This window comes from Chryseobacterium sp. SIMBA_028 (assembly GCF_046535285.1).
Classification (GTDB): domain Bacteria; phylum Bacteroidota; class Bacteroidia; order Flavobacteriales; family Weeksellaceae; genus Chryseobacterium.
In genome coordinates this window covers 1-25,750 of sequence record NZ_JAWRWZ010000010.1, presented here as the reverse complement: position 1 = coordinate 25,750, position 25,750 = coordinate 1, and the positions used below count along the sequence as shown (strand labels likewise).

At 35.4% G+C, this 25,750-nt stretch carries 25 protein-coding genes and 1 tRNA gene; 15 read left to right on the top strand and 11 right to left on the bottom strand.

Going from position 1 to position 25,750, the window contains the following annotated elements; all coding sequences use genetic code 11:
• Nucleotides 1-17 precede the first annotated feature (17 nt).
• From SCA31_RS14200 to ychF, 4 genes are all read left to right on the top strand, one after another.
• The gene (locus SCA31_RS14200; protein ID WP_410697625.1) at nt 18-1,430 is read left to right on the top strand and encodes an MFS transporter; all 1,413 of its coding nucleotides are present in this window, start codon (nt 18-20) and stop codon (nt 1,428-1,430) included.
• 159 nt (nt 1,431-1,589) lie between these two features.
• A complete protein-coding gene (locus SCA31_RS14195) occupies nt 1,590-3,194 on the top strand; it encodes a glycoside hydrolase family 10 protein (RefSeq protein WP_410697624.1) in 1,605 nt (534 codons plus the stop codon).
• Nucleotides 3,195-3,507: 313 nt separating this feature from the next.
• On the top strand, nt 3,508-4,059 hold the full coding sequence (locus SCA31_RS14190; RefSeq protein ID WP_410697623.1) for a ferritin: 552 nt from the start codon (nt 3,508-3,510) through the stop codon (nt 4,057-4,059).
• 198 nt (nt 4,060-4,257) lie between these two features.
• Nucleotides 4,258-5,349, top strand: a complete 1,092-nt coding sequence (gene ychF, locus SCA31_RS14185) for a redox-regulated ATPase YchF (protein WP_410697622.1) — start codon at nt 4,258-4,260, stop codon at nt 5,347-5,349.
• Between the two features lie 155 nt (nt 5,350-5,504).
• Here ychF and SCA31_RS14180 read toward each other — a convergent pair whose 3' ends face one another.
• Nucleotides 5,505-5,681: a bacteriocin gene (locus SCA31_RS14180; RefSeq protein ID WP_410697621.1), complete on the bottom strand. Its 177-nt coding sequence runs from the start codon at nt 5,679-5,681 to the stop codon at nt 5,505-5,507.
• 144 nt (nt 5,682-5,825) lie between these two features.
• Between SCA31_RS14180 and SCA31_RS14175 the strand changes: the two genes are divergently transcribed.
• Together SCA31_RS14175 and SCA31_RS14170 are read left to right on the top strand one after the other, a co-directional pair.
• Complete coding sequence (locus SCA31_RS14175; protein WP_410697620.1) at nt 5,826-6,764, top strand: helix-turn-helix domain-containing protein; 939 nt, start codon at nt 5,826-5,828, stop codon at nt 6,762-6,764.
• A 90-nt stretch (nt 6,765-6,854) separates the two neighbouring features.
• Nucleotides 6,855-7,619: an SDR family NAD(P)-dependent oxidoreductase gene (locus tag SCA31_RS14170; protein ID WP_410697619.1), complete on the top strand. Its 765-nt coding sequence runs from the start codon at nt 6,855-6,857 to the stop codon at nt 7,617-7,619.
• Between the two features lie 82 nt (nt 7,620-7,701).
• Here the strand turns inward: SCA31_RS14170 and SCA31_RS14165 are convergent, their stop codons facing one another.
• The 3 genes from SCA31_RS14165 to SCA31_RS14155 all read right to left on the bottom strand — a co-directional run bounded on the left by SCA31_RS14165 (nt 7,702) and on the right by SCA31_RS14155 (nt 9,401).
• Entirely contained in the window at nt 7,702-7,911 is a 210-nt protein-coding gene (locus tag SCA31_RS14165) for a hypothetical protein (protein WP_410697618.1), read from the bottom strand.
• A gap of 34 nt (nt 7,912-7,945) precedes the next feature.
• Nucleotides 7,946-8,140: a hypothetical protein gene (locus SCA31_RS14160; protein WP_410697617.1), complete on the bottom strand. Its 195-nt coding sequence runs from the start codon at nt 8,138-8,140 to the stop codon at nt 7,946-7,948.
• 112 nt (nt 8,141-8,252) lie between these two features.
• Nucleotides 8,253-9,401 (bottom strand): methionine aminotransferase, encoded by a 1,149-nt coding sequence (locus tag SCA31_RS14155; protein WP_410697616.1) that lies wholly within the window; start codon nt 9,399-9,401, stop codon nt 8,253-8,255.
• A 306-nt stretch (nt 9,402-9,707) separates the two neighbouring features.
• Between SCA31_RS14155 and SCA31_RS14150 the strand changes: the two genes are divergently transcribed.
• The 8 genes from SCA31_RS14150 to SCA31_RS14115 all read left to right on the top strand — a co-directional run bounded on the left by SCA31_RS14150 (nt 9,708) and on the right by SCA31_RS14115 (nt 19,186).
• Nucleotides 9,708-10,247 carry a DUF2867 domain-containing protein gene (locus tag SCA31_RS14150; protein WP_410697615.1) on the top strand — a complete coding sequence of 180 codons (540 nt, stop codon included), beginning with the start codon at nt 9,708-9,710 and terminating at the stop codon, nt 10,245-10,247.
• A gap of 219 nt (nt 10,248-10,466) precedes the next feature.
• Entirely contained in the window at nt 10,467-12,356 is a 1,890-nt protein-coding gene (locus tag SCA31_RS14145) for a DNA topoisomerase IV subunit B (protein WP_410697614.1), read from the top strand.
• An 89-nt stretch (nt 12,357-12,445) separates the two neighbouring features.
• A complete protein-coding gene (locus tag SCA31_RS14140; protein ID WP_410697613.1) occupies nt 12,446-12,856 on the top strand; it encodes a hypothetical protein in 411 nt (136 codons plus the stop codon).
• A gap of 8 nt (nt 12,857-12,864) precedes the next feature.
• Nucleotides 12,865-15,456: a DNA gyrase/topoisomerase IV subunit A gene (locus SCA31_RS14135; protein WP_410697612.1), complete on the top strand. Its 2,592-nt coding sequence runs from the start codon at nt 12,865-12,867 to the stop codon at nt 15,454-15,456.
• Nucleotides 15,457-15,511: 55 nt separating this feature from the next.
• Nucleotides 15,512-16,153 (top strand): rhomboid family intramembrane serine protease, encoded by a 642-nt coding sequence (locus SCA31_RS14130; RefSeq protein ID WP_410697611.1) that lies wholly within the window; start codon nt 15,512-15,514, stop codon nt 16,151-16,153.
• Nucleotides 16,154-16,183: 30 nt separating this feature from the next.
• Nucleotides 16,184-17,272 carry a helix-turn-helix domain-containing protein gene (locus SCA31_RS14125; RefSeq protein ID WP_410697610.1) on the top strand — a complete coding sequence of 363 codons (1,089 nt, stop codon included), beginning with the start codon at nt 16,184-16,186 and terminating at the stop codon, nt 17,270-17,272.
• A 160-nt stretch (nt 17,273-17,432) separates the two neighbouring features.
• Nucleotides 17,433-18,218 carry an SDR family NAD(P)-dependent oxidoreductase gene (locus tag SCA31_RS14120; RefSeq protein ID WP_410697609.1) on the top strand — a complete coding sequence of 262 codons (786 nt, stop codon included), beginning with the start codon at nt 17,433-17,435 and terminating at the stop codon, nt 18,216-18,218.
• Nucleotides 18,215-19,186, top strand: a complete 972-nt coding sequence (locus SCA31_RS14115) for an NAD-dependent epimerase/dehydratase family protein (protein WP_410697608.1) — start codon at nt 18,215-18,217, stop codon at nt 19,184-19,186. Before SCA31_RS14120 ends, SCA31_RS14115 begins: the two co-directional genes overlap by 4 nt.
• A gap of 92 nt (nt 19,187-19,278) precedes the next feature.
• Here SCA31_RS14115 and SCA31_RS14110 read toward each other — a convergent pair whose 3' ends face one another.
• The 7 genes from SCA31_RS14110 to SCA31_RS14080 all read right to left on the bottom strand — a co-directional run bounded on the left by SCA31_RS14110 (nt 19,279) and on the right by SCA31_RS14080 (nt 25,572).
• Nucleotides 19,279-20,838 carry a lectin-like domain-containing protein gene (locus SCA31_RS14110; RefSeq protein WP_410697607.1) on the bottom strand — a complete coding sequence of 520 codons (1,560 nt, stop codon included), beginning with the start codon at nt 20,836-20,838 and terminating at the stop codon, nt 19,279-19,281.
• A 7-nt stretch (nt 20,839-20,845) separates the two neighbouring features.
• Nucleotides 20,846-21,421, bottom strand: coding sequence for a hypothetical protein (locus tag SCA31_RS14105; protein WP_410697606.1), 576 nt, complete (start codon nt 21,419-21,421; stop codon nt 20,846-20,848).
• Between the two features lie 779 nt (nt 21,422-22,200).
• Complete coding sequence (locus tag SCA31_RS14100; RefSeq protein ID WP_410697605.1) at nt 22,201-22,560, bottom strand: DUF4180 domain-containing protein; 360 nt, start codon at nt 22,558-22,560, stop codon at nt 22,201-22,203.
• Nucleotides 22,561-22,602: 42 nt separating this feature from the next.
• Nucleotides 22,603-23,451 carry a peptide chain release factor N(5)-glutamine methyltransferase gene (gene prmC, locus SCA31_RS14095; protein WP_410697604.1) on the bottom strand — a complete coding sequence of 283 codons (849 nt, stop codon included), beginning with the start codon at nt 23,449-23,451 and terminating at the stop codon, nt 22,603-22,605.
• Entirely contained in the window at nt 23,451-24,209 is a 759-nt protein-coding gene (gene yaaA, locus SCA31_RS14090) for a peroxide stress protein YaaA (protein WP_410697603.1), read from the bottom strand. Before yaaA ends, prmC begins: the two co-directional genes overlap by 1 nt.
• Nucleotides 24,210-24,213: 4 nt before the next feature.
• Nucleotides 24,214-24,915, bottom strand: a complete 702-nt coding sequence (locus tag SCA31_RS14085) for a CPBP family intramembrane glutamic endopeptidase (RefSeq protein WP_410697602.1) — start codon at nt 24,913-24,915, stop codon at nt 24,214-24,216.
• A gap of 45 nt (nt 24,916-24,960) precedes the next feature.
• On the bottom strand, nt 24,961-25,572 hold the full coding sequence (locus SCA31_RS14080) for an L-threonylcarbamoyladenylate synthase (RefSeq protein ID WP_273005363.1): 612 nt from the start codon (nt 25,570-25,572) through the stop codon (nt 24,961-24,963).
• Nucleotides 25,573-25,673: 101 nt separating this feature from the next.
• Between SCA31_RS14080 and SCA31_RS14075 the strand changes: the two genes are divergently transcribed.
• A tRNA-Met gene (locus SCA31_RS14075) sits at nt 25,674-25,746 on the top strand.
• The last annotated feature ends 4 nt before the right edge of the window (nt 25,747-25,750 follow it).

The following is a 25,750-nucleotide window of genomic DNA, read 5'->3' as shown; positions in this document are numbered from 1 at the left end:
CTTAAGTAAAAAATAATATGGATACAAAACAGGCAAAACAAAAAAATAATATCCTGACTGTAATTATTGCTTCATCTGCTGGAACTCTGATTGAATGGTATGATATGTTTCTTGCGATAATTCTTGCCAGCTCTCTCGCTGTAAATTTATTTCCTACAGAGGGATCACACTTTTTAGAAACCCTTGCAGTGGTCGCATCATCTTTTATGTTCAGACCCATTGGTTCCCTTATATTCGGGAATATTGGAGATAGAATAGGAAGGAAGTATTCTTTTCTTATTTCATTAATTTTAATGGGAGCTTCCACATTTTTGATTGGGTGTATTCCTGGCTTTTCAAGTATTGGTTGGGCTGCTCCAATTCTTTTGTTGATTTGCAGGTTGATGCAGGGGCTGGCAATCAGTGGTGAATATGCTGGGGCCGTCATCTATGTAGCTGAACATGCGCCAACAAATAAAAGGGGATTTTATACAGGATTTATTCAGGCTACTGTTCCAATGGGTCTTTTAATTTGCCTAAGTGTTATTTTCCTTACAAGAAATAGTATGAGTGAAGAAGATTTTACCCGCTATGGCTGGAGAATACCATTCCTGTTAAGTTCTGTTTTGGTGATCTTAAGTTATATCATACGGAAAAAGCTTCACGAAAGTCCGGTGTTTGAAGAATTGAAAAAAGCTGGAAAAACCAGCAAATCGCCTGTAAAAGAGGCTTTTACTACAAAAGGGAATGTGAAAACAATGCTAAAAGCTATTTTTGGAGGTAATGCTGCACAAAGTTCAGTAATGCAGACCAGTCTTTTTGTGACGTTGTTTTTTATGCAGCGTGCAGTAAAGTTGGAAGAAACTACTGTTTTGATGATTACGGGAGTAGTAACTCTTTTTAGTGCCTATTTTTATCAGTATTTTGGGGCGTTAAGTGATAGAATTGGGCGGAAAAAAGTTTTGATTGGCGGGCTAATTTCAAGTCTCATCTTAATTCCACTTTCTTTCTATCTTTTTATGGAAATAGGAAATCCGGATAGACTTACAACAGTACACAAGATAAGTAATATTGCGGTTTTACAGATGATGGGGGTAAGTTTTCTGCTTTCGTTAGCAGGCGCTGCTACGTATGGCCCGCTGGGAGCATTTATGCTTGAAATTTTTCCAACAAAAATAAGATACACAAGTATGGGCTTTGCTCAAAATATGGGAAATGGTTTCATAGGTGGTGCCACAACATTCATAACAGAATTTATTAAGACCTCTTTCATAGTAAGTGCTGTACTGGCTCCTTTTATCGGGTTGGTTTATCCGATATTTCTTGTAGGTTTGGCACTTATTGTCAATATTCTGTTTATTCCTGAAACCTACCAGACGGATCTTACAGATGATCATAAGGATAATGGAGATGATCCCCATCATCGTACGATAGATTCAGATACGGTTTAAAAAATACAGAGCTGTCTTTAACAGTACAGATATTTTTATTTGTACTGTTTTTTTAGTAAAAAAATAACTTTTCAAATTCGGATAAATTATCTTTATATCATTAGTTTTGCATTTTAATCTCCAAAAAAATAAATTAAAAGTAGTTTGTACACGATGAGAATGAATATTATTAAGCTTACTGTTTTGGCCGGAGTTTTTGCATCATATACCAGTTGCTCCGTACAGAGCAATACCGTAAAAACAATACCGGCAAAAAATACGGCAAAGCCAAACAGCAATATACCCAAAACTAAAGAGCCGGTTACTCCGAACAGACCTGTAACTGCAGTGTCTCCCACTGATGAAAACTTTAGAACCAATCTTCCGGAAATTAAAAGAGAATTCCGTGGAGCATGGATTGCCAGTGTAGCCAATATTAATTGGCCTTCAAGAAATGATCTTACCGTAGAGCAGCAGAAAACAGAAGCCATCAATATGCTGGATATGTTGAAGAACAATAACTTCAATGCAGCTATCTTTCAGATCAGACCCTCAGCAGATGCTTTATATACAAGTAATATTGAACCTTGGTCGTACTTTTTAACAGGAGAAACAGGAAAACCACCTTACCCCAATTATGATCCACTTCAGTTTTGGATTGAAGAAGCACATAAAAGAGGCTTGGAGCTGCATGTTTGGTTAAACCCTTATCGTGCTCACCATACCAACGGAGGCTCAGTGACGAAACTGTCAATGGCCAATACGCTTTCTGATATTGTAGTAAGATTAAAGAATGGAATGTATTGGTTTGATCCGGCAAATCCAAGAACACAAGGACATGTTTCCAATGTTGTAAAGGATATTGTAAAAAGATATGACATTGACGCTATTCATTTTGATGATTATTTCTATCCATATGCAACCTATAACAGAGGTGCCGATTTTCCTGACCATGCAAGTTGGAATACGTATGTGAGCAATGGCGGGAGCTTATCAAGAGCAGACTGGAGAAGAGACAATGTTAATAAATTTGTAGAACGTATTTATAAAGAGATTCATGCGGAGAAAAATAATGTAAGATTCGGAATTAGTCCGTTTGGAATCTGGAAGCCGGGTTATCCTGCAGGGGTTGTAGGATCTTCACAGTATGATGAGCTATATGCAGATGCCAAATTATGGCTAAACAAAGGATGGGTAGATTATTTCTCTCCACAATTGTACTGGCCTATTGATTCAAAAGGGCAGGCATTTGAGTCATTATTAAGCTGGTGGCAGTCTGAAAACACAATGAAGAGACACCTATGGCCAGGCTTAAATACAGTTGAGATTAAAGTATCTGACCGTCCTACAGAAATTAAGAACCAAATTGAAATTTCCAGAAAAATTCTAAAAAATGATGCCGGGGAAATTCACTGGAGTATTGCTGGGCTTACAAAAAATCCAGGTATGCTTCCTGCTTTGAAAAATGGTCCGTATAATGAAAAGGCATTAGTTCCAAAATCCCCATGGATTAAGGCTGTACCTCTGCAAACGCCAACATTGTTCATTACAGACAATGGAAGCTCTGCCCAGGTAAGTTGGAGTACAAAAAATGCAGCTGATGTTTTCCAATGGGTACTTTTTACCCAATATAACGGAGTATGGCAGACAGAGATTTTAACGCTGGATACTCTTTCAAAAGAAGTTCCCAAATCTAAAGATGGTAAAAAATTAAATGGAGTAGCCATTAAAGCTATTGACAGATTAGGAAATGAAAGTGATTACACGGCAAAAAAGATCAGATAGAATCAAACTAAAATAGCGATGATGTTTTAAAATTGGACACCATCAAAGTTTTAAAATAAATAAAAAGGTTTAGCATAAAGCTGAACCTTTTTTATGGCTGAAAAATATAAATTATTTATTTATAGTATTTTATTATTGCTCAAAAAAGAATAATATATAGAAGTGTAATATTTTAGAATAACTATAAATTATTACATTAAGTTTCTTAAAATCAGTAAATTAAATTTAATTCTCGTTTCATTTTGTGTAAATCAGAAATCTTAGCGGAACCATTTTTGTATGAATAGTCTCATAATCACCAAAATATAACATTATGAATACTAACAGACTTTCCGCAAAAATGGAAAAAGCACTTAGCGATCAAATGAACAAGGAGATTCATGCATCCCACGTTTTTTTATCTTATGGAATTTGGGCTGACGATAAAGGCTATCAGGGAATTGCCAATTTTCTTTACAGACACGCTCAGGAAGAAAGAAATCATTCAATCAAGTTTATGGAGTATGTTTTAAATAGAGGTGGAAAGCCTAAAGTTAATGCCATTCCTGCACCTCCAGCTGATCCGGAATCACTTACCGCTTGTTTTGATGGGGTTTTTAAACATGAAGTAGACAATACAACAGCAATCTACAAAATAGTAGACCTTTCCATGGCGGAAAAAGACTGGGCAACATGGAATTTTATGCAATGGTTCGTTCAGGAACAGATTGAAGAAGAAACCCTTGCGCATAACTTAATTGATAAATTAAAAATTGCAGGTGGAGATCGTGCAACGGACGAATCTTTATTTACGCTGGATAAAACTTTACAGGAAGCACCCAATGACGTTCCTCTGGCTCAGGAAGCTACAGGAGATCGTCCATAAAATTTATACATAGAACCAAAACCATTTGAAAATCTGTCAGAATACGGGCAGATTTTTTTATTATGAAACTCCCTTTAATTTCACTATCTTTGCACGCTGAAAGTTAAAGGCTCAATAATTTTAAGTAAAAGGAACAATATCCTTAGACTCTAAATATTGAACTTTAGCCCCTAAACCTTAAACTTTGAATTTTACAATATGAAATGTGGAATCGTAGGCCTGCCGAATGTAGGTAAATCAACACTTTTTAACTGTTTGAGTAACGCAAAAGCTCAATCAGCAAACTATCCTTTCTGTACTATTGAACCTAATCTTGGAACGGTTTCCGTACCAGATCAGAGATTATTTGAATTGGAAAAAATAGTAAAACCGGAAAGAGTTTTACCGGCTGTAGTTGAAATCGTTGATATTGCAGGACTTGTAAAAGGAGCCAGCAAAGGAGAAGGATTGGGGAACCAGTTCTTAGCTAATATCCGTGAGTGTGAAGCGATCATCCATGTTTTAAGATGTTTTGATAACGGAAATATCATTCACGTTGAAGGTTCAGTAGATCCACTAAGAGATAAAGAAATTATTGATATCGAATTACAACTGAAAGACCTTGAAACAGTAGGGAAAGCAGTTGAAAAAGCTAAAAAATTCATCAAGTCCGGTAAGAAAGAAGATCTTTTAACTTACGAGACGCTTCAAAATCTGCAAAAATTCCTTGAAGACGGGAAGAATGCAAGAGAATTTGCAGTAGATGACTTTGCAAAGTCAATCATTGGCGAAGTTCAGCTTTTAACTAATAAACCAGTGCTTTACGTTTGTAATGTAGATGAAAACTCTATTAAAAACGGAAATGACTGGATTGGGAAAATTGAGGAAATGGCTAAAAATGAAGGCGCTGAAGTTGTCGTTTTAGCGGCTCAGATTGAAGCTGATATCAATGAACTTGAAACTTTCGAAGAAAGAGAGATTTTCCTTGAAGAACTAGGTCTTACAGAGCCTGGAGTAAACCGTTTGATCAGAAAAGCTTACGATTTATTAAAACTTCAGACTTACTTTACAGCAGGTGTTAAAGAAGTAAGAGCTTGGACTATCGGACAAGGTTGGACAGCTCCTCAGGCGGCTGGTGTAATCCATACAGACTTTGAAAAAGGATTCATCCGTGCAGAAGTTATCAAATATGATGATTATATGACGTATGGTTCTGAAGTAAAGATCAAAGAAGCTGGAAAACTTTCTGTAGAAGGTAAAGAATATATCGTTCAGGATGGTGACATCATGCACTTCAGATTCAACGTATAAAAGAAAAAATATTAAAGTTAGTTTATAAAAAAGCGCTTCCATGAATTTGGGAGCGTTTTTTGCCTTTTAGTGATAGGTGAACAGGTATGTAAGTTGATGCTTTTTGATGATTAATATAATAGCTTCCTAATATTAGAAAGCTATTTGTGATATTATTAATCAAATGGAAAGGGAAGTTCCGGAACGTATCTGCATTCTCGCTCTGCACAACTACTCCCTGTCATTCTGCATCGGCCTGTGGTGAGATCAATACATCTGGTTAATCCACCGGTAATGGTTTTCAGTTCTTTTTTGTTTAGCTTTTTGCCGATCTGTGAAATTTGAATTCTCATTGGTTTGGTTTTTAATGTGTTAACGGTTACTAAAGTAGGAAAATATTTTAATACATCACTTACTATAGAAAAAAATACAAGAAGTTTTTATTTTCATTCATTAAAGATCAACTTTGTATATTTGAATTTTACAAATCATCTGTCATGGAAAAAATTGCCCATTCTTCATTGGAAGACTTTTATAGGGAGATGACTGCCAAGTTGGGTAAGAATCTTGAAGATATCTTTCCTAAAGGTCTTCATAAGGATATCGGACACTTCAATGTATTTGATATTGCACAAACTATTGAAAGGGTAAAAACTACCTCAGAAATGCCTTATAACAGAAGAAAATATTATAAGATTGGTCTGATCAGAGGGAACAATCGGGCAGAATATGCAGATAAAGTAATATCCATCAAGCAGAACGCCTTATTATTTGCTACGCCAAAGGTTCCTTACCACTGGATACCTGAAGATAATGAACAGTCCGGAAGTTTCTGTGTGTTTACAGAGGATTTTCTCATTAAGGACAGGTCTTACAATGGCTTGGAGAACTTGCCTATCTTCCAGCCTGGAGGTATTCCTGTATTTGAAATTGATGATGAGCTGGCGGATGAAATAAGTTTGCTGTTTAAAAAAATAAAAAAGGAAATTGATTCAGACTATGTATTCAAGTATGATCTGATCAGAAACTATGTATTGGAATTGATCCATTATGGACAAAAATTGCAGCCGGCGACAAAAATTTCTACTTCAAATGATGCTTCCCTCAGAGTGGTTTCTTTATTTATTGAATTGTTGGAGAGGCAATCTCCCATTGAATCTCTGGAGCAGAGACTTCAGTTGAAAACTGCCAAGGACTACGCAGAAAGACTGGCTGTACATGTTAATTATTTAAATAAAAGATTAAAAGAAAGTACAGGAAAAACCACAACGGAATTTATTGGAGATCGTATCATTCAGGAGGCGAAAATACTTTTAAAACAAACCCAATGGAACGTTTCTGAGATATCCTATGCGCTGGGTTTTGAAGAAATTGCCCATTTTTCAAACTTCTTTAAAAGAAAAACCTCATATAGCCCGTTAGAATTTCGTTCATGATTTGAATCTTGCAAATTTCAGATTGATTCAAGCAAACAAGTCCTATAGAAAATACACCAACTTTGTATCATCAAAATAATCAAAATAAAAATGGACACAAGAACAAAAATTGCATTGATAACCGGAGCTAATCGTGGATTAGGTAAAAATTCTGCCCTTAAAATTGCCGAGAAAGGATTAGACGTCATCATTACCTATAGAGGGAATGAAGAAGAAGCTAAAGCTGTTGTTAACGAAATCAAAGGCATGGGGAGAAATGCTGTTGCGTTTCAACTGGATACAAAAGATCATAAAAGTTTTAATGTCTTTGTAAAAAATGTTACGAATCACTTGCAAGAGACAACAGGAAGTTCCAATATTGATTACCTGGTCAATAATGCAGGCACGGCTTTGTATTCACCCATTCCCGAAGTTACCGAGGAACAGCTTGATGATATGGTGGATATTCACTTCAAAGGAGTGTTTTTTTTGACACAAAAATTATTGCCTTTCATTAATGATGGCGGTGGAATCGTTAATGTTTCCTCAGGACTGGCAAGGTTTGCGACTCCGGGATCTTCTGTTTACGGTTCCATTAAAGCGGGGGTAGAAATGCTGACCAAATATATGGCTAAAGAACTAGGCCCTAGAAAGATTAAAGCAAATGTAGTAGCACCGGGAGCGATTGAAACTGACTTCGGAGGTGGAAGAGTAAGGGATAATAAGGATATCAATACCGTGGTAGCCAATGCTACAGCCTTGGGAAGAGTAGGTCTTCCTGATGATATTGGTGGAGTAGTGGCATTTTTATGTACTGAAGATGCAGGCTGGATCAACGGACAAAGGATAGAAGTTTCAGGAGGGATGTTTTTATAGGGTTTTTCTGGCGATGGATTTTATCTTTCCTAAAAAATAAAAGAACCAACCGTATCAGGTTGGTTCTTTTTATTGTAGTCTATTATAAACTTACGGGATCAGGAAAAATAACAGGACCATCAGGATCGATAGGCTCCAAAGGTTCCGGTAGCTGACATTTATCTTCCTTACATCCCGGCCCTATAAACTTACAGTATCCGGAAGAGGTTGTACATCTTACATTGCCATTACCCCCGCTGATTATTTTCAGTTCACTCTTTGTTAATTTTTTTCCTTTGTTTAAATTTTTCATGGTTTTTAGTTTTAAATAAGTTAATCGGATATGATTATGGTCTGCATATTTTTTGTCCGCAATGAGGAGAAATCATAGAACAGCCGTTGGCGTCAACATGAGACTCACAAGGTTCAAGGTGAGGCGGGCAGATTACCTGGGCAGGCATGCAGTTCAGCATTCCTCCGGCAATTGTTTTTAACTCTTTTGTATTCAGTTTTTTTCCTATTAATGAAATCTTGTTTTTCATAATTCTGATTTTTAATAAGTTAGTGTCACGAATATATGAAAAGTTTTAATAGTAAATCACTTATTAAAGATAAAATGTAAATATAATACCCGATTATTGTTTATCTTTTTAATTAAATCCTTGATAGATTTTCAATAGCTCTTTCCAAAGTTTCCTGTTTTTTAGCAAAACATAGTCGGATCACATTTTCATTAAGTTTATTCTTGTAAAAAGAAGAGAATGGAACACTGGCTACTTTATGATTGATCGTTAATTCAGTAGCAAAATCAAAATCACTTTTATCTGAAATTTTATTGTATTTCAACGCCTGAAAATAAGTTCCCTCACAATCCAGCAGTTCAAAGGATGTTCCGCTCAGTCCTTTTCTTAGAAAATCTCTTTTCTCTTGGAAAAATTGATTAAGATAAGTATAATGCTCGTCATTCTTCATATATTCCGCTAGCGCAAGCTGAATAGGCGTATTCACACAGAAAACATTGAACTGGTGTACCTTTCGAAATTCATCTGTTAATGCTTTTGGAGCAGCACAATAGCCAACTTTCCAGCCTGTGACATGGAAAAGCTTGCCAAATGAGGCAACGAGTAGACTTCTTTCTCTAAGTTCGGGATATTTACAGATACTTAAATGCTGCTTTCCGTCAAAAACAATATTCTCATAGACTTCATCACTTAAAATGAGAATGGAAGTTCCCTTTACCAGTTGAATCAGCTCTTGGATGTCTTTTTCCGTTAATATTTTTCCAGATGGATTGTTTGGATTATTGAGGATGATCATTTTAGTTTTGTCACTAATCAACCCTTTTACTGCGGTCCAGTCAATTTGATAATCCGGAGCTTTCATTTCAAATCGTTTGACAATACCTCCGAAAAGCTCAACGGTGGGTTCATAGCAATCATAGGCCGGTTCAAAGATAATCACTTCATCCTCTTTCTTGATGAAGGCGGCAATGGCGGTGAAAATAGCCTGGGTTCCTCCTGCGGTAATGGTTATTTCCGAATCCGGATGATAGGTTGTTTGATGGCTGTTTTCAATCTTTCTTGCAATTTCCTCCTTCAAAGCAATCATTCCTCCCAACGGGGCGTACTGGTTGAAGCCCTTCTTGATAAAATGGTCTACGTAATTCAGGAGTTCAGGATCCGGCATGAAATCGGGAAAGCCCTGCGATAGATTAATGGCTTCATTTTCATTGGCCAGCTGTGTCATTTGACTGAAAATAGTAGTTCCTACATTGGAAAGTTTAGACAAAGGAAGTTGTATCATAAAAACGATTTTATGAAGCCGAATTTAATGAAATATTTAAAACATTTTTGAATTTATTGGAGAATTTAAGAAAGCTTGAGGCTAGATTTGAGAAAAAGATTGAATATTTTAAGATTAAAATATAAAAAACAGGTGTAAAAGATGGGAGTCTTACTGATCTGTAAAATCAGTAAAGGTTTTCAATAGCCATTATCCAGAAAATATGATTTTTAAACAATTGTTTAGAAAAGCGTGGTTTTTACTTTTTATTACCTGCAGGGATCCCTACATTTGTTAGACAAATAACCAAATTAAAACCCAATGAACATGAATATTAAAAAGATTGAACTTCCTGCAAAATCAGTGTTATCCAAAGGAAAAGGAAACTTTGATTATATCGATAGCTTTGAGGGAGAATTAGAAGATACAGGCCATAGCATTGACATTGCTGAAGTGGGTAAAGCTTTCTTTACAAGCGGACCAAAATGGGGAAAGAAGATGTTTGCATTCAGAAACAAGGTTGTTTCATTGTTCGGATTGAAAACCGGTATGGAAGCTGACTCTGCGAAAGTTTCTGAAAGTTTTACCTATGAGGTAGGTGAACGTATCGGGCTTTTTAAAATATTTAATAAAACAAATAACGAGATTATTTTGGGAGAAGATGATAAACATCTGGATTTCAGGATTTCCCTTTTGTTCGATAAAAATAAGGACCAGAGAAATGTGGATCTTCTTACCATCTCCACGACTGTAAAATATCATAACTGGCTGGGAATGTTATATTTTCTGCCTGTTCGTCCTTTTCATAAGCTCATTGTGCCTGCCATGCTGAAGAATATGATAGGTCAATTGGAAAGTAGGAAGTAGTTTTTTGATAAATTTCTCTATTGTCTTTACGATTCTTTGCAAGCTGTAAAATAAAATAAATCAGAGTAGGAACGCTTGCTCGTCATTCTTAATTTATTTAAGTCCACTTTTTTGATAGATCAATACTAATTTTGGGATGAATGTTGATAAAAAAATGAACTTTAAAATTCGGATAATTTTGTACAATTTCGTACTTTTGTATGTTTGCTGAAATCATATATGTCACAAGAAATAAATCCAACCTACTCCGAAGATAATATCAGAACCCTCGATTGGCAGGAACATATCCGTCTGCGTCCCGGCATGTACATCGGGAAGCTCGGTGATGGTTCCTCCGCGGATGATGGTATTTACATTTTACTTAAAGAAATTCTGGACAACTCGATCGATGAGTTCAGAATGAGATCTGGAAAAAGAATTGAAATAAAACTGGACGATGGCAAGGTTACCATTCGTGACTTCGGTCGTGGAATCCCGCTGGGGAAAATGGTAGATGCTGTTTCCAAGATGAATACCGGAGGTAAATACGACAGCAAGGCGTTCAAGAAATCTGTCGGACTGAATGGGGTGGGTACCAAGGCCGTAAATGCTCTTTCAGAGTATTTCAAGGTACGCTCTTTCCGTGATGGAAAGATGAAAGCAGCAGAGTTTTCACGCGGTATGATCCAGGAAGACTTTGATGAAAAGGAAACTTCTGACAGAAATGGAACTGAAATTTCATTCATTCCCGATAGTGAAATATTTTTGCATTTCAAGTATAGAAAAGAGTATATCGAAAGAATGCTGCGTAACTATGCTTATCTGAATCCGGGACTGAAAATTCTTTTCAACGGAGAAACTTATTTTTCTGAAAATGGTCTTAAGGACTTGTTAGAAGAAGAATTAGAAAGCGATATCCTTTATCCGATTATTCATTTGAAAGATGAAGATATTGAGGTTGCAATTACCCATTCTGACAAATCTCAGACAGAAACGTACTTCTCATTCGTAAATGGACAGAATACAACACAGGGTGGAACACACCTTAATGCTTTCCGTGAAGCCTATGTGAAGACAATCCGTGAGTTTTTTAATAAAAGCTTTGATGCTTCCGATATTAGAAAATCTATCATTGCAGCAATTTCTATTAATGTTGAAGAACCTGTATTTGAATCTCAGACTAAAACAAAGTTGGGATCTAACGATATGGGACCTAATGGACCTACCGTAAGAACTTTCATCATTGATTTTCTTAAAAGCAAGCTAGATAACTTCCTGCACAAGAATCCAGAAATTGCAGAAGGAATTCAAAGAAAAATATTAATCTCAGAAAGAGAAAGAAAAGAACTTTCCGGAATCCAGAAACTGGCAAGGGAAAGGGCCAAAAAAGTATCTCTGCACAATAAAAAACTTCGTGACTGCAGACAGCATTATAACGATCAGAAAGCCGAAAGAAAAGGAGATACACAGATCTTTATTACCGAGGGAGATTCTGCATCAGGATCTATCACAAAGTCCAGGGATGTAGAAACACAGGCTGTATTTTCATTAAAAGGTAAGCCTCTGAATTGCTATGGCCTTACCAAGAAAGTGGTATATGAAAATGAAGAATTTAACCTTCTTCAGGCTGCTTTAAATATTGAGGAAAGCTTGGAGGACCTTAGATATAATCAGGTAATTATTGCAACCGATGCCGATGTGGATGGAATGCACATTCGTCTATTGATGATCACATTCTTCCTTCAGTTTTTCCCTGACCTGATCAAAAATAATCACCTTTATATTCTTCAGACTCCTTTATTCAGGGTTAGAAATAAAAAAGAAACAAGGTATTGCTATTCAGAAGCAGAAAGAGTAAAAGCACTGAATGATCTGGGTAAAAACCCTGAAATTACTCGATTTAAGGGATTAGGGGAGATTTCGCCGGATGAATTTAAACACTTCATTGGTAAAGATATCCGTTTGGAACCAGTGGTAGTGGGAAAAGATCAGACCATAGAACAGCTATTGGAGTTTTATATGGGGAAAAATACCCCGGACAGACAGGCTTTTATCCTTGAAAATCTAGTGGTAGAAGATGATACGGATATTGATAAAAAACAAATTTTGAATGACGTAGACAGTTTATAGACTGGCAACAACATAAGAATCAAATGAGACTAAGTAACCGTAATAAAATATCAGTTTATAATTCTTTAAGTACTCTACTACTCATGATAATGGTCTTTGGAATACTTGGGTTTCTGGCTAATAAATATCGATTTAATACATTAGGAAATGAGAGTTATTTACTCATTATTATTCCTGTATTGATGCTGATTGTTTTTTATCTTAGTGGAAGACAAATCTTCGAATATGACAGTGATGGAGAAGCATTGAATTTTAAAAATAGAAATATCATTCCTTTTTTTAATCAACCCCTTCATGATGAATTTCCAAAATATAAACTGATAAAATATGATGTAGTCAGTATTTTCTTTATCAAAAGATTATACATTACACTTTCAAGTAAAAATAATGGTTCCACTATCCTGAAGTACCATATTTCTTACTTGAGCAGAAAAGAAGTAAACGATTTAAAACTCTCTCTGAATAAAGTAGTGAAAGCTAATAAAGAGAAAAAAGATTAATATAACAGATGACGACAGAAGAATATTCGCATGAGGGTGAAAGCTTAAAGAAAGTCTCCGGTCTTTATAAGGATTGGTTTCTGGATTATGCTTCCTATGTAATTCTGGATAGGGCTATTCCTTCCGTATATGACGGGTTGAAGCCTGTACAGCGAAGAATCATGCACTCTATGCGGGAACTGGAGGATGGCCGTTACAATAAGGTAGCTAATATCGTGGGAAATACCATGAAGTATCACCCTCATGGTGATGCCTCCATTACAGATGCCATGGTACAGATCGGTCAGAAAGAACTACTGATAGACACTCAGGGAAACTGGGGGAATATCTATACAGGAGATTCCGCAGCAGCAGCAAGATATATTGAGGCCAGATTGACGCCTTTCGCTCTGGAAGTAGTATTCAATCCTAAAACAACCGATTGGACGAAGTCCTATGACGGAAGAAATAATGAACCCATTGATCTTCCGGTTAAGTTTCCATTGCTTCTTACTCAAGGGGTAGAAGGAATTGGGGTAGGGCTTTCCACCAAGATACTTCCACACAACTTCAATGAACTGATCAACGCATCTGTAGCCTATTTAAAAGGAAAGAAATTTGAGTTGTATCCGGATTTTTTAACAGCCGGATATCTTGATGTTTCTGAGTATAATGACGGTCACAGAGGAGGAAAAGTAAGAGCAAGAGCAAAAATTACCCAGACAGACAAACATTTGCTGGTGATTTCAGAACTTCCTTATTCCAAGACGACAAGTGATCTTATTGATTCTATTTTAAAGGCCAATGAGAGAGGAAAGATCAAGATCAAAAAGATTGAGGATAATACTTCTGATAAAGTAGAAATACTGGTTCATATTCATAATGATGTTTCTCCAGATAAGACGATTGATGCTTTATATGCATTTACCGACTGTCAGGTAACCATTTCTCCCAATGCTTGTGTAATTGTAGGCGATAAACCTATGTTCCTGAACGTTTCCGAGATTCTGAGAATGAATACCGATCACACGGTTTCATTGCTGAAAAAAGAGCTTGAAATAGAACTTCACGAACTTCAGGAAAGCTGGCATTTCTCATCCTTGGAAAGGATCTTTATAGAAAACAGAGTCTATCATGATATCGAAGAGGTGAAAACCTGGGAAGATGTCTTGAAAACAATTGATGCCGGACTGAAGCCTCATACCGGACATCTTTTAAGAGCGGTTACAGAAGAGGACATTCTAAGATTAACAGAAATCAGAATCAAGAGAATTTCAAGATTCGATTTAGATAAATTTAAAGAAAACATTGCTTCTCTTGAAGGCAAAATAGAGCAGGTAAAACACCACCTTGCAAACCTGATCACGTATGCCATTGACTATTATTTAAATATTCAGAAGAAATACGGAAAAGACAAGCAAAGAAAAACCGAGCTTAGAATTTTTGATACCATTGATGCTACTAAGGTTGCTGTTGCCAATGAGAAGTTCTATGCGAACTTTGAAGAAGGCTTTATTGGAACCTCATTGAAAAAAGATCAATATTTATTCGATTGTTCGGATATTGATGATATTATTACTTTCAGAAAAGATGGCAGCATGAAAGTGGTAAAAGTGGAGGCTAAAACATTCATTGGAAAAGATATTCTTCACGTTGCTATTTGGAAGAAAAACGATAAGAGAACGGTTTACAATATGATCTACCGTGAAGGAAGAGAAGGTCCGTTCTATATGAAGCGTTTCTCTGTAACAGGAGTTACCAGAAATACAGATTATCCTTTGGCTTCCGATAAAAAAGGTTCAGAAACACTGTATTTTTCAGCCAATCCTAATGGAGAAGCGGAAACGGTAACTGTACTTTTAAAGCCAAATCCAAGAATCAGAAAGAATAAAATGGAGATCAATTTCTCTGAGCTAGCCATCAAAGGACGTGACTCTAAAGGAAATCTGGTGACCAAATATGCTGTAAAGAAAGTAGATATGAAAGAAGAGGGGGTTTCTACACTCGCTCCAAGAAGAATCTGGTTTGATGATACCGTAAGAAGACTGAATGCTGATGCAAGGGGAACATTATTGGGAAGCTTTAAAGGAGATGACAAGATTCTGACGATTAATACCAATGGAGAAGTGAAGCTGGTTTCATTCGATTTGGGGAACCGTTTTGATGATGAATATCTGGTACTTGAAAAATGGCGACCTTCACAGCCTATTACTTGTATTTACTATGATGGGGAAAAGGATATTTACTTTATCAAGAGATTCCTGTTGGAAAATACGGTTAACTTACAAACCTTTATGCCTTCTGAACATCCAAAATCATTCATAGAAAATGTGATTATTGCCAATGACGTCACTGCAGAAATCATTTTTGCAAAAGATAAGGGCAAGGAACGTGATCCGGAAACCATAAATATCGATGAATTTATTGCTGTAAAAGGGATAAAGGCCATCGGAAACCAGTTTACAAAATTCAAGGTAAAGGCCATTAATATTACCATTCCGGAACCGGTAGAGGAAGAGCCGGAAGTATATGAAGATCCGGAACCAACAGGTGACATAGATGAAGATGGAGGGATCATCGGAGATTTGTTTCAGGGGGGTGGAGATAACGAAACCGAATAGAATATATTGAAAAGCAGTTTTCGTATTTTCAAGAGAATAAAATAAAAAATACCAGATGAGTATAGTAGTTTTGATTATCATTGCAATCACATGTATTTTTAGTTACATGGGATTCAACAATACCAGTTTATTTGAAAAATATAAATTCAATGTTGGTGCAATTGCCCACAAAAAAGAATATATAAGATTAATCAGCTCTGCATTTTTACATGCAGACTTTATGCATTTGTTTTTCAATATGCTTTCCCTCTATTTTTTCCAGGGAGTGGTGATCCATTTTTTTGGAGAAATAGGATTTTTAATCGTTTATTTCGGATCAATGATTTTGGGTAATCTATTTAGCTTACAGATTTATCAAAAGCAGCCTTGGTATTCCGCAATCGGAGCATCAGGAGCCGTTTCAGGTATTATTTTTGCTTCCATAGCAATGGCTCCGAATGAGATTAGTGTCAACTTTTTACCGGGATGGCTGTTTGGAACGCTGTATTTCGGATATTCCGTGTACATGATGCTGAATCCAAAGCAATGGGATAACCTTGGGCATGCAGCTCACTTAGGAGGTGCCTTTTTCGGACTTGTTTACTCTATAGTAATGCATCCGCAGCTGGCAATGAGCAATTTGTTCTACCTTGGCGTAATGTCACTTCCATTAATTTATCTGGGCTATCAGATCTTTGTAAGGAAGCGAATAGGATAAAAGCTATTTTTAATTAAAATATCAAAACCAATGAACACATCAGAATTTAATAGTTTCATCGTGATACTTATCTATGGTTCATTGGTTTTGCTTTCTTTATTAAAGCTGGCTAACCCTTTAAAAGTTAATAAAAAAGCTAACTTTTGGTTTGGGCTCTTTCTTTTCCTGTGGTCCACATTTTGGATGGACGAGGTGCTTTTCCTTATTACAGGTTCAGTTATTGAATTTCATTCCCTTTTTGTGATAAGGTCTATACAATATCTTACCCCTATCTTTTTCTACCTAAGTGTATTATTCTATACCAACCCGTCCTTTAGGTTTAAAATAACAGATTTTAAATTTCTACTGCTGCCAGCAGCATTTTTAGCCTGTCTAATATTAGTAAGACTTGGCTACAAGAATCCGTTTGAATCTTTGGCTGTCATTCTTATTTTAGTTCAGGCATTATTTTATACAGGACTTTCCTATATTACCATCAGAAAACATCAACGAAAAATCCAACAGTTTTCTTCCAATACAGAAGGTATTGATCTGAATTGGCTGGAGTATATTATTCTGGTGCTTTTTGCTGTGAATATTATCTATGTAATTTATAATCTATTTTATGATCCCAAATCATTAAACTTCTTTATCAACACCGTTTTTTTACTTGTTATTTACTGTGTCGGTTACTATTCCCTGAAAGAAAAAGAGATTTATCCCCTGGAAGAAAAACAACGGGAGGAACTCATTTCCATTAATGAAGATTCAGATTCAGAAGATCTAAAAAGAAAACTGATTTCTGATGAAGAATTATTAAAGATTAAAACCCAGCTGGAAAGGATAATGAACACCCAAAAACCTTATCTTGACAGTGAACTGAATTTGATTAAATTGGCAGAAATGCTATCCGTTTCCACTCATCATTTATCCTATGTAATTAATACCGGATTTGGAAAAAACTTTTTCCAGTACATTAATGAATTTAGAGTAGAGTATGCTAAAAAGCTTTTAAAGGAAGCTGATAGCAAATTATCAATTTTAGGGATTGCCTATGAATCAGGATTCAATTCCAAAACTTCATTTAATACAACTTTTAAAAAATTGACCGGCCAAACTCCTTCTGAGTTCAAAAAATAGGTTCAAGTTTATAAAGTTTTACTTTTACTTGTGTTTAAGTAATTGGTTTTTAATTAATTGTGTATTTGTTGTCTTTTGATTGGGAAATAGGTTCGTTCAGATAATTCGGAACATTAAAGGGGTATTTCTGCGATAGCTTTGTACTGTAAAATTTAATCTTATGGATACCAAGGAATCGTACGCAGTAGTTACAGGAGCAAGCCAAGGCTTAGGAAAAGCATTTGCTGAAAATCTGGCAATGAAAAACATTAATGTCGTATTGGTGAGTCTGCCCAACCAGAACCTAAAAGAACTTGCCAAACAGCTTGAAGAAAAATATCAAATAAAGGCACATTATTACGAAGTAGATCTCTCCATCAATCAAAATGTGTTGAAACTTACAGAATGGCTTAATTCGTCTTTCAATATCCATATTTTGATTAATAATGCAGGACTTGGCGGAACTAAAAGGTTTACAGAAGCAAGCTCAGATTATATCAATACAATTCTTCAGGTCAATGTAGCGGCAACCTCACTCATTACTCATCAACTTCTGCCTAATCTTTTAAGACAGCCCAAGGCTTATATTTTAAACGTCTCCAGCATGGCTGCCTTTTCTCCTATAGGCTTTAAGACAGTTTATCCGGCAACAAAAACCTTTATCCATTCATTCTCAAGAGGATTGCATGAAGAATTAAAAGATACCAATGTCTTTGTAAGCGTTGTAAATCCCGGAGCTATGAAAACCAATGCCGATGTCTGCAAAAGAATTGAAAAACAAGGCTTCTGGGGGAAAATGACACTTTTAAATCCTGATAAAGTAGCTTCCCGCTGTATTCAGCAGTTATTTAAAAAAGATTCCGTAATTATGGTGAATCCAATAAGCTGGTTGGTGATGAAGCTCGTTCCGATATGGATCAAGCTTCCATTGATGACCCAGGCCATAAAAAGAGAGATCGAAGCATGAAAAACATTTTTGTAACCGGAGCTACAGGACTTCTGGGAACCAATGTTATAATTAAATTATTAAAAGATGGTTATACTGTTATTGCTCTGGTGCGCAAGAAAAGCAACTATGTGGGCGAGAAAAATGAGAATCTGAAGCTGGTAGAAGCAGACTTTTCATCCGATCTTTCCATATTTCTTAAGGAAACGGATTGCGTGATTCATATTGCTGCAGAAACACGACAAAATTTGCTCAGTTATGATGATTACAGAAAAGTAAATTATGAAATGACAGCGAATTTATTGATTCAGGCAGAAGCCTGCAGAGTAAGAAAATTTCTGTTCATAAGTTCTGCCAATACATTAGGCTATGGAGATGAAAAGCAGTTAGGAAACGAAGAAAAAGAACAAAAGTATCCTTTTACAAAAACCTTTTACGCCCAAAGTAAACTTGAAGCTGAAAATTTTCTTTTACAAAATCGTAAGAACGTTGATGTGATTATTCTGAACCCCACTTTCATGATTGGTGCTTACGATACGAAGCCAAGCTCCGGAAAACTGATCTTCTGGGCCTGGAAAAAGAATTTGGTTTTCTATCCGAAAGGAGGGAAAAACTTTGTTCATGTAGAAGATGTTGCCAATGGAGTAGTAGACGCTATAAATAAAGGAAAGAATGGTGAAAGATATCTTTTAGCCGGTGAAAATCTAAGCTATCAAGATTTTTTCGAAAAAGTAAGCAGAATTACAGGACAGAATCCAATGATGATCCCAATTCCTAATAAAGTTTTGAGTTTTCTTGGTTTGATAGGAGATAGCATGAGGCTGTTAAAAATAAAAACAGGGCTCAGCACTTCCAATATGAAAGCACTTCAGATCTATAATTATTATTCCAATCAAAAGTCAGTAGAGAAACTGGGTATTCAGTATAGAGCCCTTGATAATGCCATAGAAGAAGCGATTCAATATTTTATTAAAAAGAATATCCATTGATTTTTAATAATAATTGCTAATGCAAAAACCAGCCTTTAAAAAGCTGGTTTTATTACATTTAGTTATTATATTTTAGTATTAACCGGTTTGTCTTAACGAGGATAATCTATTTTTTGAGTTACATTTTTGTTAGAAATAACACAAGCCTTGCTGCAGTTATTGGAGCTTGATACATTAACCTGTATGAGTGCCGGCATTGATCTGTAATCTTCATTATTGTAAGGACTTTCGGTCCCATTTCTGCCACCTCCTTTGATATCATATCTTATTTTAGCCGTTCCGGTAAATCCATTAGCTGGCTTGAAAGAAACTTTTCCTGTCGATGGGTAATACGTCCACGTACCTTCATTATTGGTATACACACCACCCACTATATTGGGAATCACAGCACCATTGATATCTAAAAATCGGAATGAATTAAAATCAATGTTGTTATAAGATGGTGTTGGCGGGTTTTGACCATTGATGGAAGAATAGGCAACATCATTGAGTAGGGGAGCATGCATGGATTTTATCTTTGGACATCCCGCAAATAAATCATCTGTTACTTCAGCAGCATAAGGCTTGCTAACCCCTAAGTTTTTTAATAGATGTATATTTTTGGCAGCTCCTGTTGATGCAGCAAAACCAATTCTAAAAGTTGCAGGTGGAGAAGTATCCAGAGTTCTAACCTGACTGGTTTGTGTTGCATTCTCTGTATATTTTAAAGAAGTGGGATAATAGTAATTATCAATAACTTTTTCCTTAACATCTCCATGTTGTATTTCTAGAGTTACATTATAACCGCCGGAAGGGTTCGGAACTAATGTTACAAACGCTTTACGGTATCTAACATCACTGTCATTTTGAGGAATTGTATTTCCGCCACTCTCTATAGTGAATTGCTTAAAATTTGAATTTTGAGTAGCAATATGCTTTCCTGTTTGAACATCCAGGTATACTGAGCGATTACTGCTTGAGGGAGCTGCATTGGTTGCTGTACTGTAAAGTAACGGATAACCATTGTATCCTGCAGGCTCAGAAGACGAAAGATATTGATTGCCACGTTTTCCTCTTAAAGTTACATTACTCCGCCAATTGGCTATTGATGCGTCAGAAAGTCCATTTCTCGTCCGGTCTCCCTGACGGAATTTCGTTTTAAAATTTCCAAACTCATCCAGCCCAATTCCTAGATAGGCACCTCTTAATCCCTCAAGATTTCCCCCTTGGTTTGAGTTTCTCAGAACAAAGGTATAGCCTAAACCTCCTCCAAAGTATCCAATATTAAGTTGATCTTTAGGAATCGACCCATCTACTAAAAATATAGATATACCATCTCCACCATTAGAGTCTCCGCCATAAATTGCATATTCAAATTCAAACTTAATTCCCTGGTTGCTTTTAAATATTTTGTCAGCCAATATTACTCCTCCGGATGTATTGTTTACATTTCGGGTTAATCGTAAACCATCAGTAGTAAAGGTTGCATCATTCTGAACTCCGTTTGTGGATACTTTATAAGCCTCTTGTGGCTGCAAGCCCTGTGTGAAGCTTACGAAGTACGGATAACCTGTCCCTTGTTCATTCTGTGCTGAAATATGTTGAGAAAAAATAAACAGTAAAAAAATAAACAAAAATCTTTTATGTTGTATAATTAGGTTGCTCTTTATCATAGCTTACTTATTTTACAACAAAAACAATATTAATAAAAGAACAATCTGTTGCTGCCGCTCTCACATCATAGGTCATTACACCAGAATCCGAAATCGAAATATTACTGAATACATTAGGATCTGCATCCGTCACATAATAATAAAGGTCTTTGTTTGATGGAAAAAAAGGAATTGAGGTTGGTGCGCTTGCACTTTTTGCTTTCGGAGATCCAAATTGATTTTTATAAAGGGTATATAAATCTTTTGTTTGGGCATTAGCATTCTGGGAAGTATCGAAAGAAACACTCGGCATATAAAACATCTTAACAGCATTATTACTGATACATAACCAATCCGGAGCGGTAGGAGTTCCTATATTCTGGCTCAGGCACTTTTTATCCGTATCATAAATAAGAAGAGAATTAGCAGGCTTAGATATAGCATCTCTTTTCGCTGTAGTAAGTCTGGGGATTAGCATTCCTTTATTTTGGCTATAAACGTCTAAAGCTGCACTTTCGTCCGGATTAGGAATATTTATCCCTACCTGAGCATGTGCAGAAATACTAACTAAAAAAATCGAAATTTGTAAAAGAAAAATTTTCATTGCTTGTGAATTTATTTGTGTGTTAATAATAGTTGCTAACAATATTAAGTACTAAAAATACCTGTAGTACTTTTAAATTTTTTAAAAATGGATATTGTTTTTTTTGATTTTCAGATCACATATTCATCTTAGAAATTGATAGGCATATCAACTTCTTTGAAAATAATGAATCGTCAGATTGTGAGCGTAAAATAATAGCAGCAATAAAAAGAAAGGCTTTTATTGTTATAATATTATTTTTGTTATGCTGATTTTGCTAAGAAATTCAAATGTGATTAGCAAATAGTGAACTACGTCGAAATCGTAGTTGTAGTATTTAAAATAATGATATTCATAATGCTTGTGTTTATGCAAAAATATGAATTAATTATATTATTTCATCACTTTCTGTCAATTAAATTTTCATTGACCTTATTTTTTAATTAATAATTGATTTTTATTTGGTTTTGTTTATTCATATAGTAATTTTGTTGATTTTATTTTTATATAATGCATCTATCAAATGAACTAAATGCATAGTTTTTTTTAATTATTAAAGAAAATTTGGATGCAATTTCGATGTCAAAGTGTGGATTTGGTGAAGATGAAAGACTATTTCACTGAGTTTTCTTTCAAAAGTTTTACCATTAGCTTTTCAAAAAAATAATACTTTTTGTTCTGTTATAGGAAGTTAGCCCATATTGTAGAAATAAGATGGGCAGAGTGTACGTCGGTCAGTAAGAAGAGCGCCTGACTAGCATAGATAAAACTTAGAATAAAGCTTAATATTATAGAAATATTTATTTTAGAAAGTTTTCTAAAGCATCTTCCAATGTTTCTAGAAAGTTGACATGTCTTGTTTTATTGCTTTCATAAATAAAATCTTTCATGCTCTTACTTTCATATTTGCTGAAATCACCGATAATGGCTAATCCAATACGGTAATTGGAAAACTTCTGCAGGATTTCTCCTGCCATTTTAGTTTTTAAATCAAAGAAATCGGGGGTAATATCTTTTTCATAGACAATTATTTTGTCAAAGCCCTGATAATAAATATCTCCCATTAGATTTAGCCCATCCTGTACCGATTGAATGATTACTTCATCAGAAATTACTTCTGCAACTTTTATATTGTTGATATTATGTGATTTGATGATCATGGTTTCAATGAAATGGTTATGTTTTATGGGAGATCAATGTACTTATTTCTTTCCGTAGATAAATCTGTCATTCTCAGATAAATCCTTTATTAATTGAGCATTGGAAAAATACATATACAATTCAAGGGTTTCAGGTCCAAGCTTTTGGTTGATTTCTAAAAATAGAAGTCCGTCATTATTCAAGTGATCCTTAGCATCTTCTGCAATTTTTCTGTAAAAAATTAAAGCATCAGAAGTAGGAGAGAAGAGGGCCATTTTAGGCTCAAATTCTTTCACAGAATCTGCTATTTCAATTTCTTCCTCAATTCCTATATATGGAGGGTTTGAAATGATAATATCATAATTTTCAGTCAATTCAAAACTAAGATAATCCCCATGAATGAATTGAATTTCCAATTGATGATAATCAGCATTTTGCTGAGCCGTTTTCAGGGCTTTTTCAGAAAAATCTATTGAAGAAACTTTAGCGTTCGGGAAATGTTTCTTTAAAACTAAAGGAATCACACCGCTACCGGTTCCAATATCCAGAATTCTTAATTCTTGGGCCTTAACTTCAAGTCCCTGAATTTCACGGATCGCTATTTCAAGCAGTTCTTCAGTTTCGGGGCGAGGAATCAGAACATTTTCATCTACGAAGAATTTCATTCCATAGAATTCAGTTTCACCCAGAATCTGCTGATAGGGTTTTCCTGTCTTTAATTCAGAAACCAAATGATAAAGTTGTTTCTCATCATCCATTAAAAGTTCCTGTTCAGAGGATCTTCTCTGCTGAAAGTTATCGAAACCAACAATTTTATGAATGAACAAAGATGATAAAAAAGCGCTTTCCGACTCAGTATAAAGGTCGGAAAGTTCTGCTTTAAAATATTTTTTATAGGCTGAGATTGTCATTATCTTGTGAAAACCAGTTTTGTATCAGTAGACTTCTCTTCATCAATTCTGTATCTTTCGTAATTGAAAGCTTTTACATCATCCAGTGTTTTTGCATTGGTTTCAGCACAGAATCTTACCACAAGCCCTCTTGCATGCTTTGTATAAACAACAATAGTTTTCAGCTTGCCCTCCTTTAACTCATAAAAATCAAAGTCAATTACCTTATGGTTTAATTTTTTTCTGTCGATTACTTTTCCATACTCATTGCTGGCCAGATGAAGCAGAATTTCTCCTTTTTTCATCTCAGAATTAAGCTGTTCTGTAATTTTTTCTCTCCAGAATTCATACAGGTTTTTATATTGTTCAAACTCAAAATGACGACCCATTTCCAATCGGTACAGCATTACTTTATCAGATGGTCTTAGTAATCCGTACAACCCGGAAAGCATTCTGTAGTTCTTCTGTAAATAGTCAACAGCATTTTTGTCAAGTGTCTTTGCATCCAACCCTCTGTACACTTCGCCCGTGAACGCAAACATAGCCGGTGCAGACTCCTTTGCAGTAGGTTTAGATTTCCATCTTTGATTTCTTTCCCAGTTTTCATCAGCCAGTTTAGGCGATATTTCCATCAATTCGGAAAGATATTTTGGAGATTTTTCTTTTAAATAAGAATGTATAAATGCTGCATCTTCAATGAATTTTGGAGTAGTAGATTTCAATAGATCTGTTGAATTTTCTACGTTCATTAATTTTGCAGGAGATGTTATAATTTTCATAATGTTAAAATACAGATAAGTGTTTAAAATCCATAAAGTTCATAATCATCAGGGATACCAGATCAAACATAAAATGGCAGATGATCAGAATTTTAATATTTGAATATTTTTTATAAAACATAGCAAAAACGGCTCCAATAAAGAAAGGTATGACCACCTGGCCTATTGTTCCGTAAGTACTGTGAAGAATTCCAAATAGTAATGCAGATACAACAACTCCCCAAAGAGGACTGTTGTATATTTTCTCAATTCTGGGCTGTATGTAGCCCCGCATCAGAAATTCTTCTACAATGCCTGCTGTAAGGCATGTTAAAATAATTAAAAAATAATTATTCTTAAAAATTGAGGTAAGTTGGAGGAGCTTATTACTGATTTTTTCCTGTAACAATAATTGAAGCAATACATTTATGAATGCACCTCCTATTGCACAAATCAAGTATAAGCAGATAATAGCCTTTATATAAAACCCAAGGGAATATTTCTTTTCATCCTTTAGTAGAAAAGATCCTTTTTCAATAAAGTATGAATACAAAAATACGATGAACAGAACACTCCAGATGCCTAGCCGGCTTAGAAAAAAACTATTTGCCGTAATACTTTTTATTCCCGTAACCATTCTGATAACAGGAAAGACATACAGCATTACTGCAGCTAAAAGAATAAAAGTGAGTAAAATTCCTATAGAATATTTCCCGTTAAGCCCCATAATCCTAATTCTGTCTATCGCGACCCTTGAAATCTAATTCCTAAACTAAATAATTCCTTTTCCCTGACGGATGATTTCTGGTTCCCCAGAGGTAAGGTCTACAATGGTTGAAGCTACGTTATCTCCATATCCTGAATCAATGACAATATCTACAAGGTGATCATATTTTTCAGCGATAAGCTCAGGGTCTGTAGAATATTCAATGATTTCATCATCATCATGAATAGATGTTGATGCAATAGGGTGGCCTAGTTTTTCAACGATAAGCTGTGGTATCGGATGATCGGGAACACGAATACCAATTGTTTTGTGCCCTTTATAAGCCAATGGTAAACTTTTATTAGCTTCAAGAATAAATGTAAAAGGACCTGGAAGATGACTTTTTAGAAACCTAAAAACGGAAGTGTCAATGGGCCTGGTAAAGTCAGAAAGATGGCTCAAATCATTACAAATGATAGAGAATTTTGACTTTTCCAGCTTTAATTTTTTTAATTGGGCCAGTTTTTCCATGGCTTTTATATCAAAAATGTTACAGCCTAGCGCATAAATTGTATCTGAAGGATAGATAATTAGTCCGCCGTTATTTAATGTTTTAATAACCTCATTCACAAGATTTTCCTGAGGGTTGTCTGGGTAAATTTTCAATATCTTTGCCATAGAACAAAGATACAAATAATAAAATAGTTTCTGTAAAAGTCCTTTATTTAAAAGAAAAATTAGGATTTGTAAAAAATATTTGTACCTTTGCAATCCAATATCGCGGGATGGAGCAGTAGGTAGCTCGTCGGGCTCATAACCCGAAGGTCATCGGTTCGAGTCCGGTTCCCGCTACTAA

What these genes read in the sequence shown, in the direction of transcription:
- SCA31_RS14195 (WP_410697624.1), top strand. Translation starts at nt 1,590, where the DNA reads ATGAATATTATTAAGCTTACTGTTTTGGCCGGAGTTTTTGCATCATAT.
- SCA31_RS14120 (WP_410697609.1), top strand. Translation starts at nt 17,433, where the DNA reads ATGGATACCAAGGAATCGTACGCAGTAGTTACAGGAGCAAGCCAAGGC.
- ychF (WP_410697622.1), top strand. Translation starts at nt 4,258, where the DNA reads ATGAAATGTGGAATCGTAGGCCTGCCGAATGTAGGTAAATCAACACTT.
- SCA31_RS14160 (WP_410697617.1), bottom strand. Translation starts at nt 8,140, where the DNA reads ATGAAAAACAAGATTTCATTAATAGGAAAAAAACTGAATACAAAAGAG.
- SCA31_RS14200 (WP_410697625.1), top strand. Translation starts at nt 18, where the DNA reads ATGGATACAAAACAGGCAAAACAAAAAAATAATATCCTGACTGTAATT.
- SCA31_RS14165 (WP_410697618.1), bottom strand. Translation starts at nt 7,911, where the DNA reads ATGAAAAATTTAAACAAAGGAAAAAAATTAACAAAGAGTGAACTGAAA.
- SCA31_RS14080 (WP_273005363.1), bottom strand. Translation starts at nt 25,572, where the DNA reads ATGGCAAAGATATTGAAAATTTACCCAGACAACCCTCAGGAAAATCTT.
- SCA31_RS14175 (WP_410697620.1), top strand. Translation starts at nt 5,826, where the DNA reads ATGGAAAAAATTGCCCATTCTTCATTGGAAGACTTTTATAGGGAGATG.
- SCA31_RS14180 (WP_410697621.1), bottom strand. Translation starts at nt 5,681, where the DNA reads ATGAGAATTCAAATTTCACAGATCGGCAAAAAGCTAAACAAAAAAGAA.
- SCA31_RS14155 (WP_410697616.1), bottom strand. Translation starts at nt 9,401, where the DNA reads ATGATACAACTTCCTTTGTCTAAACTTTCCAATGTAGGAACTACTATT.
- SCA31_RS14170 (WP_410697619.1), top strand. Translation starts at nt 6,855, where the DNA reads ATGGACACAAGAACAAAAATTGCATTGATAACCGGAGCTAATCGTGGA.
- SCA31_RS14190 (WP_410697623.1), top strand. Translation starts at nt 3,508, where the DNA reads ATGAATACTAACAGACTTTCCGCAAAAATGGAAAAAGCACTTAGCGAT.
- SCA31_RS14115 (WP_410697608.1), top strand. Translation starts at nt 18,215, where the DNA reads ATGAAAAACATTTTTGTAACCGGAGCTACAGGACTTCTGGGAACCAAT.
- SCA31_RS14085 (WP_410697602.1), bottom strand. Translation starts at nt 24,915, where the DNA reads ATGGGGCTTAACGGGAAATATTCTATAGGAATTTTACTCACTTTTATT.
- yaaA (WP_410697603.1), bottom strand. Translation starts at nt 24,209, where the DNA reads ATGAAAATTATAACATCTCCTGCAAAATTAATGAACGTAGAAAATTCA.
- prmC (WP_410697604.1), bottom strand. Translation starts at nt 23,451, where the DNA reads ATGACAATCTCAGCCTATAAAAAATATTTTAAAGCAGAACTTTCCGAC.
- SCA31_RS14130 (WP_410697611.1), top strand. Translation starts at nt 15,512, where the DNA reads ATGAGTATAGTAGTTTTGATTATCATTGCAATCACATGTATTTTTAGT.
- SCA31_RS14100 (WP_410697605.1), bottom strand. Translation starts at nt 22,560, where the DNA reads ATGATCATCAAATCACATAATATCAACAATATAAAAGTTGCAGAAGTA.
- SCA31_RS14105 (WP_410697606.1), bottom strand. Translation starts at nt 21,421, where the DNA reads ATGAAAATTTTTCTTTTACAAATTTCGATTTTTTTAGTTAGTATTTCT.
- SCA31_RS14135 (WP_410697612.1), top strand. Translation starts at nt 12,865, where the DNA reads ATGACGACAGAAGAATATTCGCATGAGGGTGAAAGCTTAAAGAAAGTC.
- SCA31_RS14140 (WP_410697613.1), top strand. Translation starts at nt 12,446, where the DNA reads ATGGTCTTTGGAATACTTGGGTTTCTGGCTAATAAATATCGATTTAAT.
- SCA31_RS14150 (WP_410697615.1), top strand. Translation starts at nt 9,708, where the DNA reads ATGAATATTAAAAAGATTGAACTTCCTGCAAAATCAGTGTTATCCAAA.
- SCA31_RS14145 (WP_410697614.1), top strand. Translation starts at nt 10,467, where the DNA reads ATGTCACAAGAAATAAATCCAACCTACTCCGAAGATAATATCAGAACC.
- SCA31_RS14110 (WP_410697607.1), bottom strand. Translation starts at nt 20,838, where the DNA reads ATGATAAAGAGCAACCTAATTATACAACATAAAAGATTTTTGTTTATT.
- SCA31_RS14125 (WP_410697610.1), top strand. Translation starts at nt 16,184, where the DNA reads ATGAACACATCAGAATTTAATAGTTTCATCGTGATACTTATCTATGGT.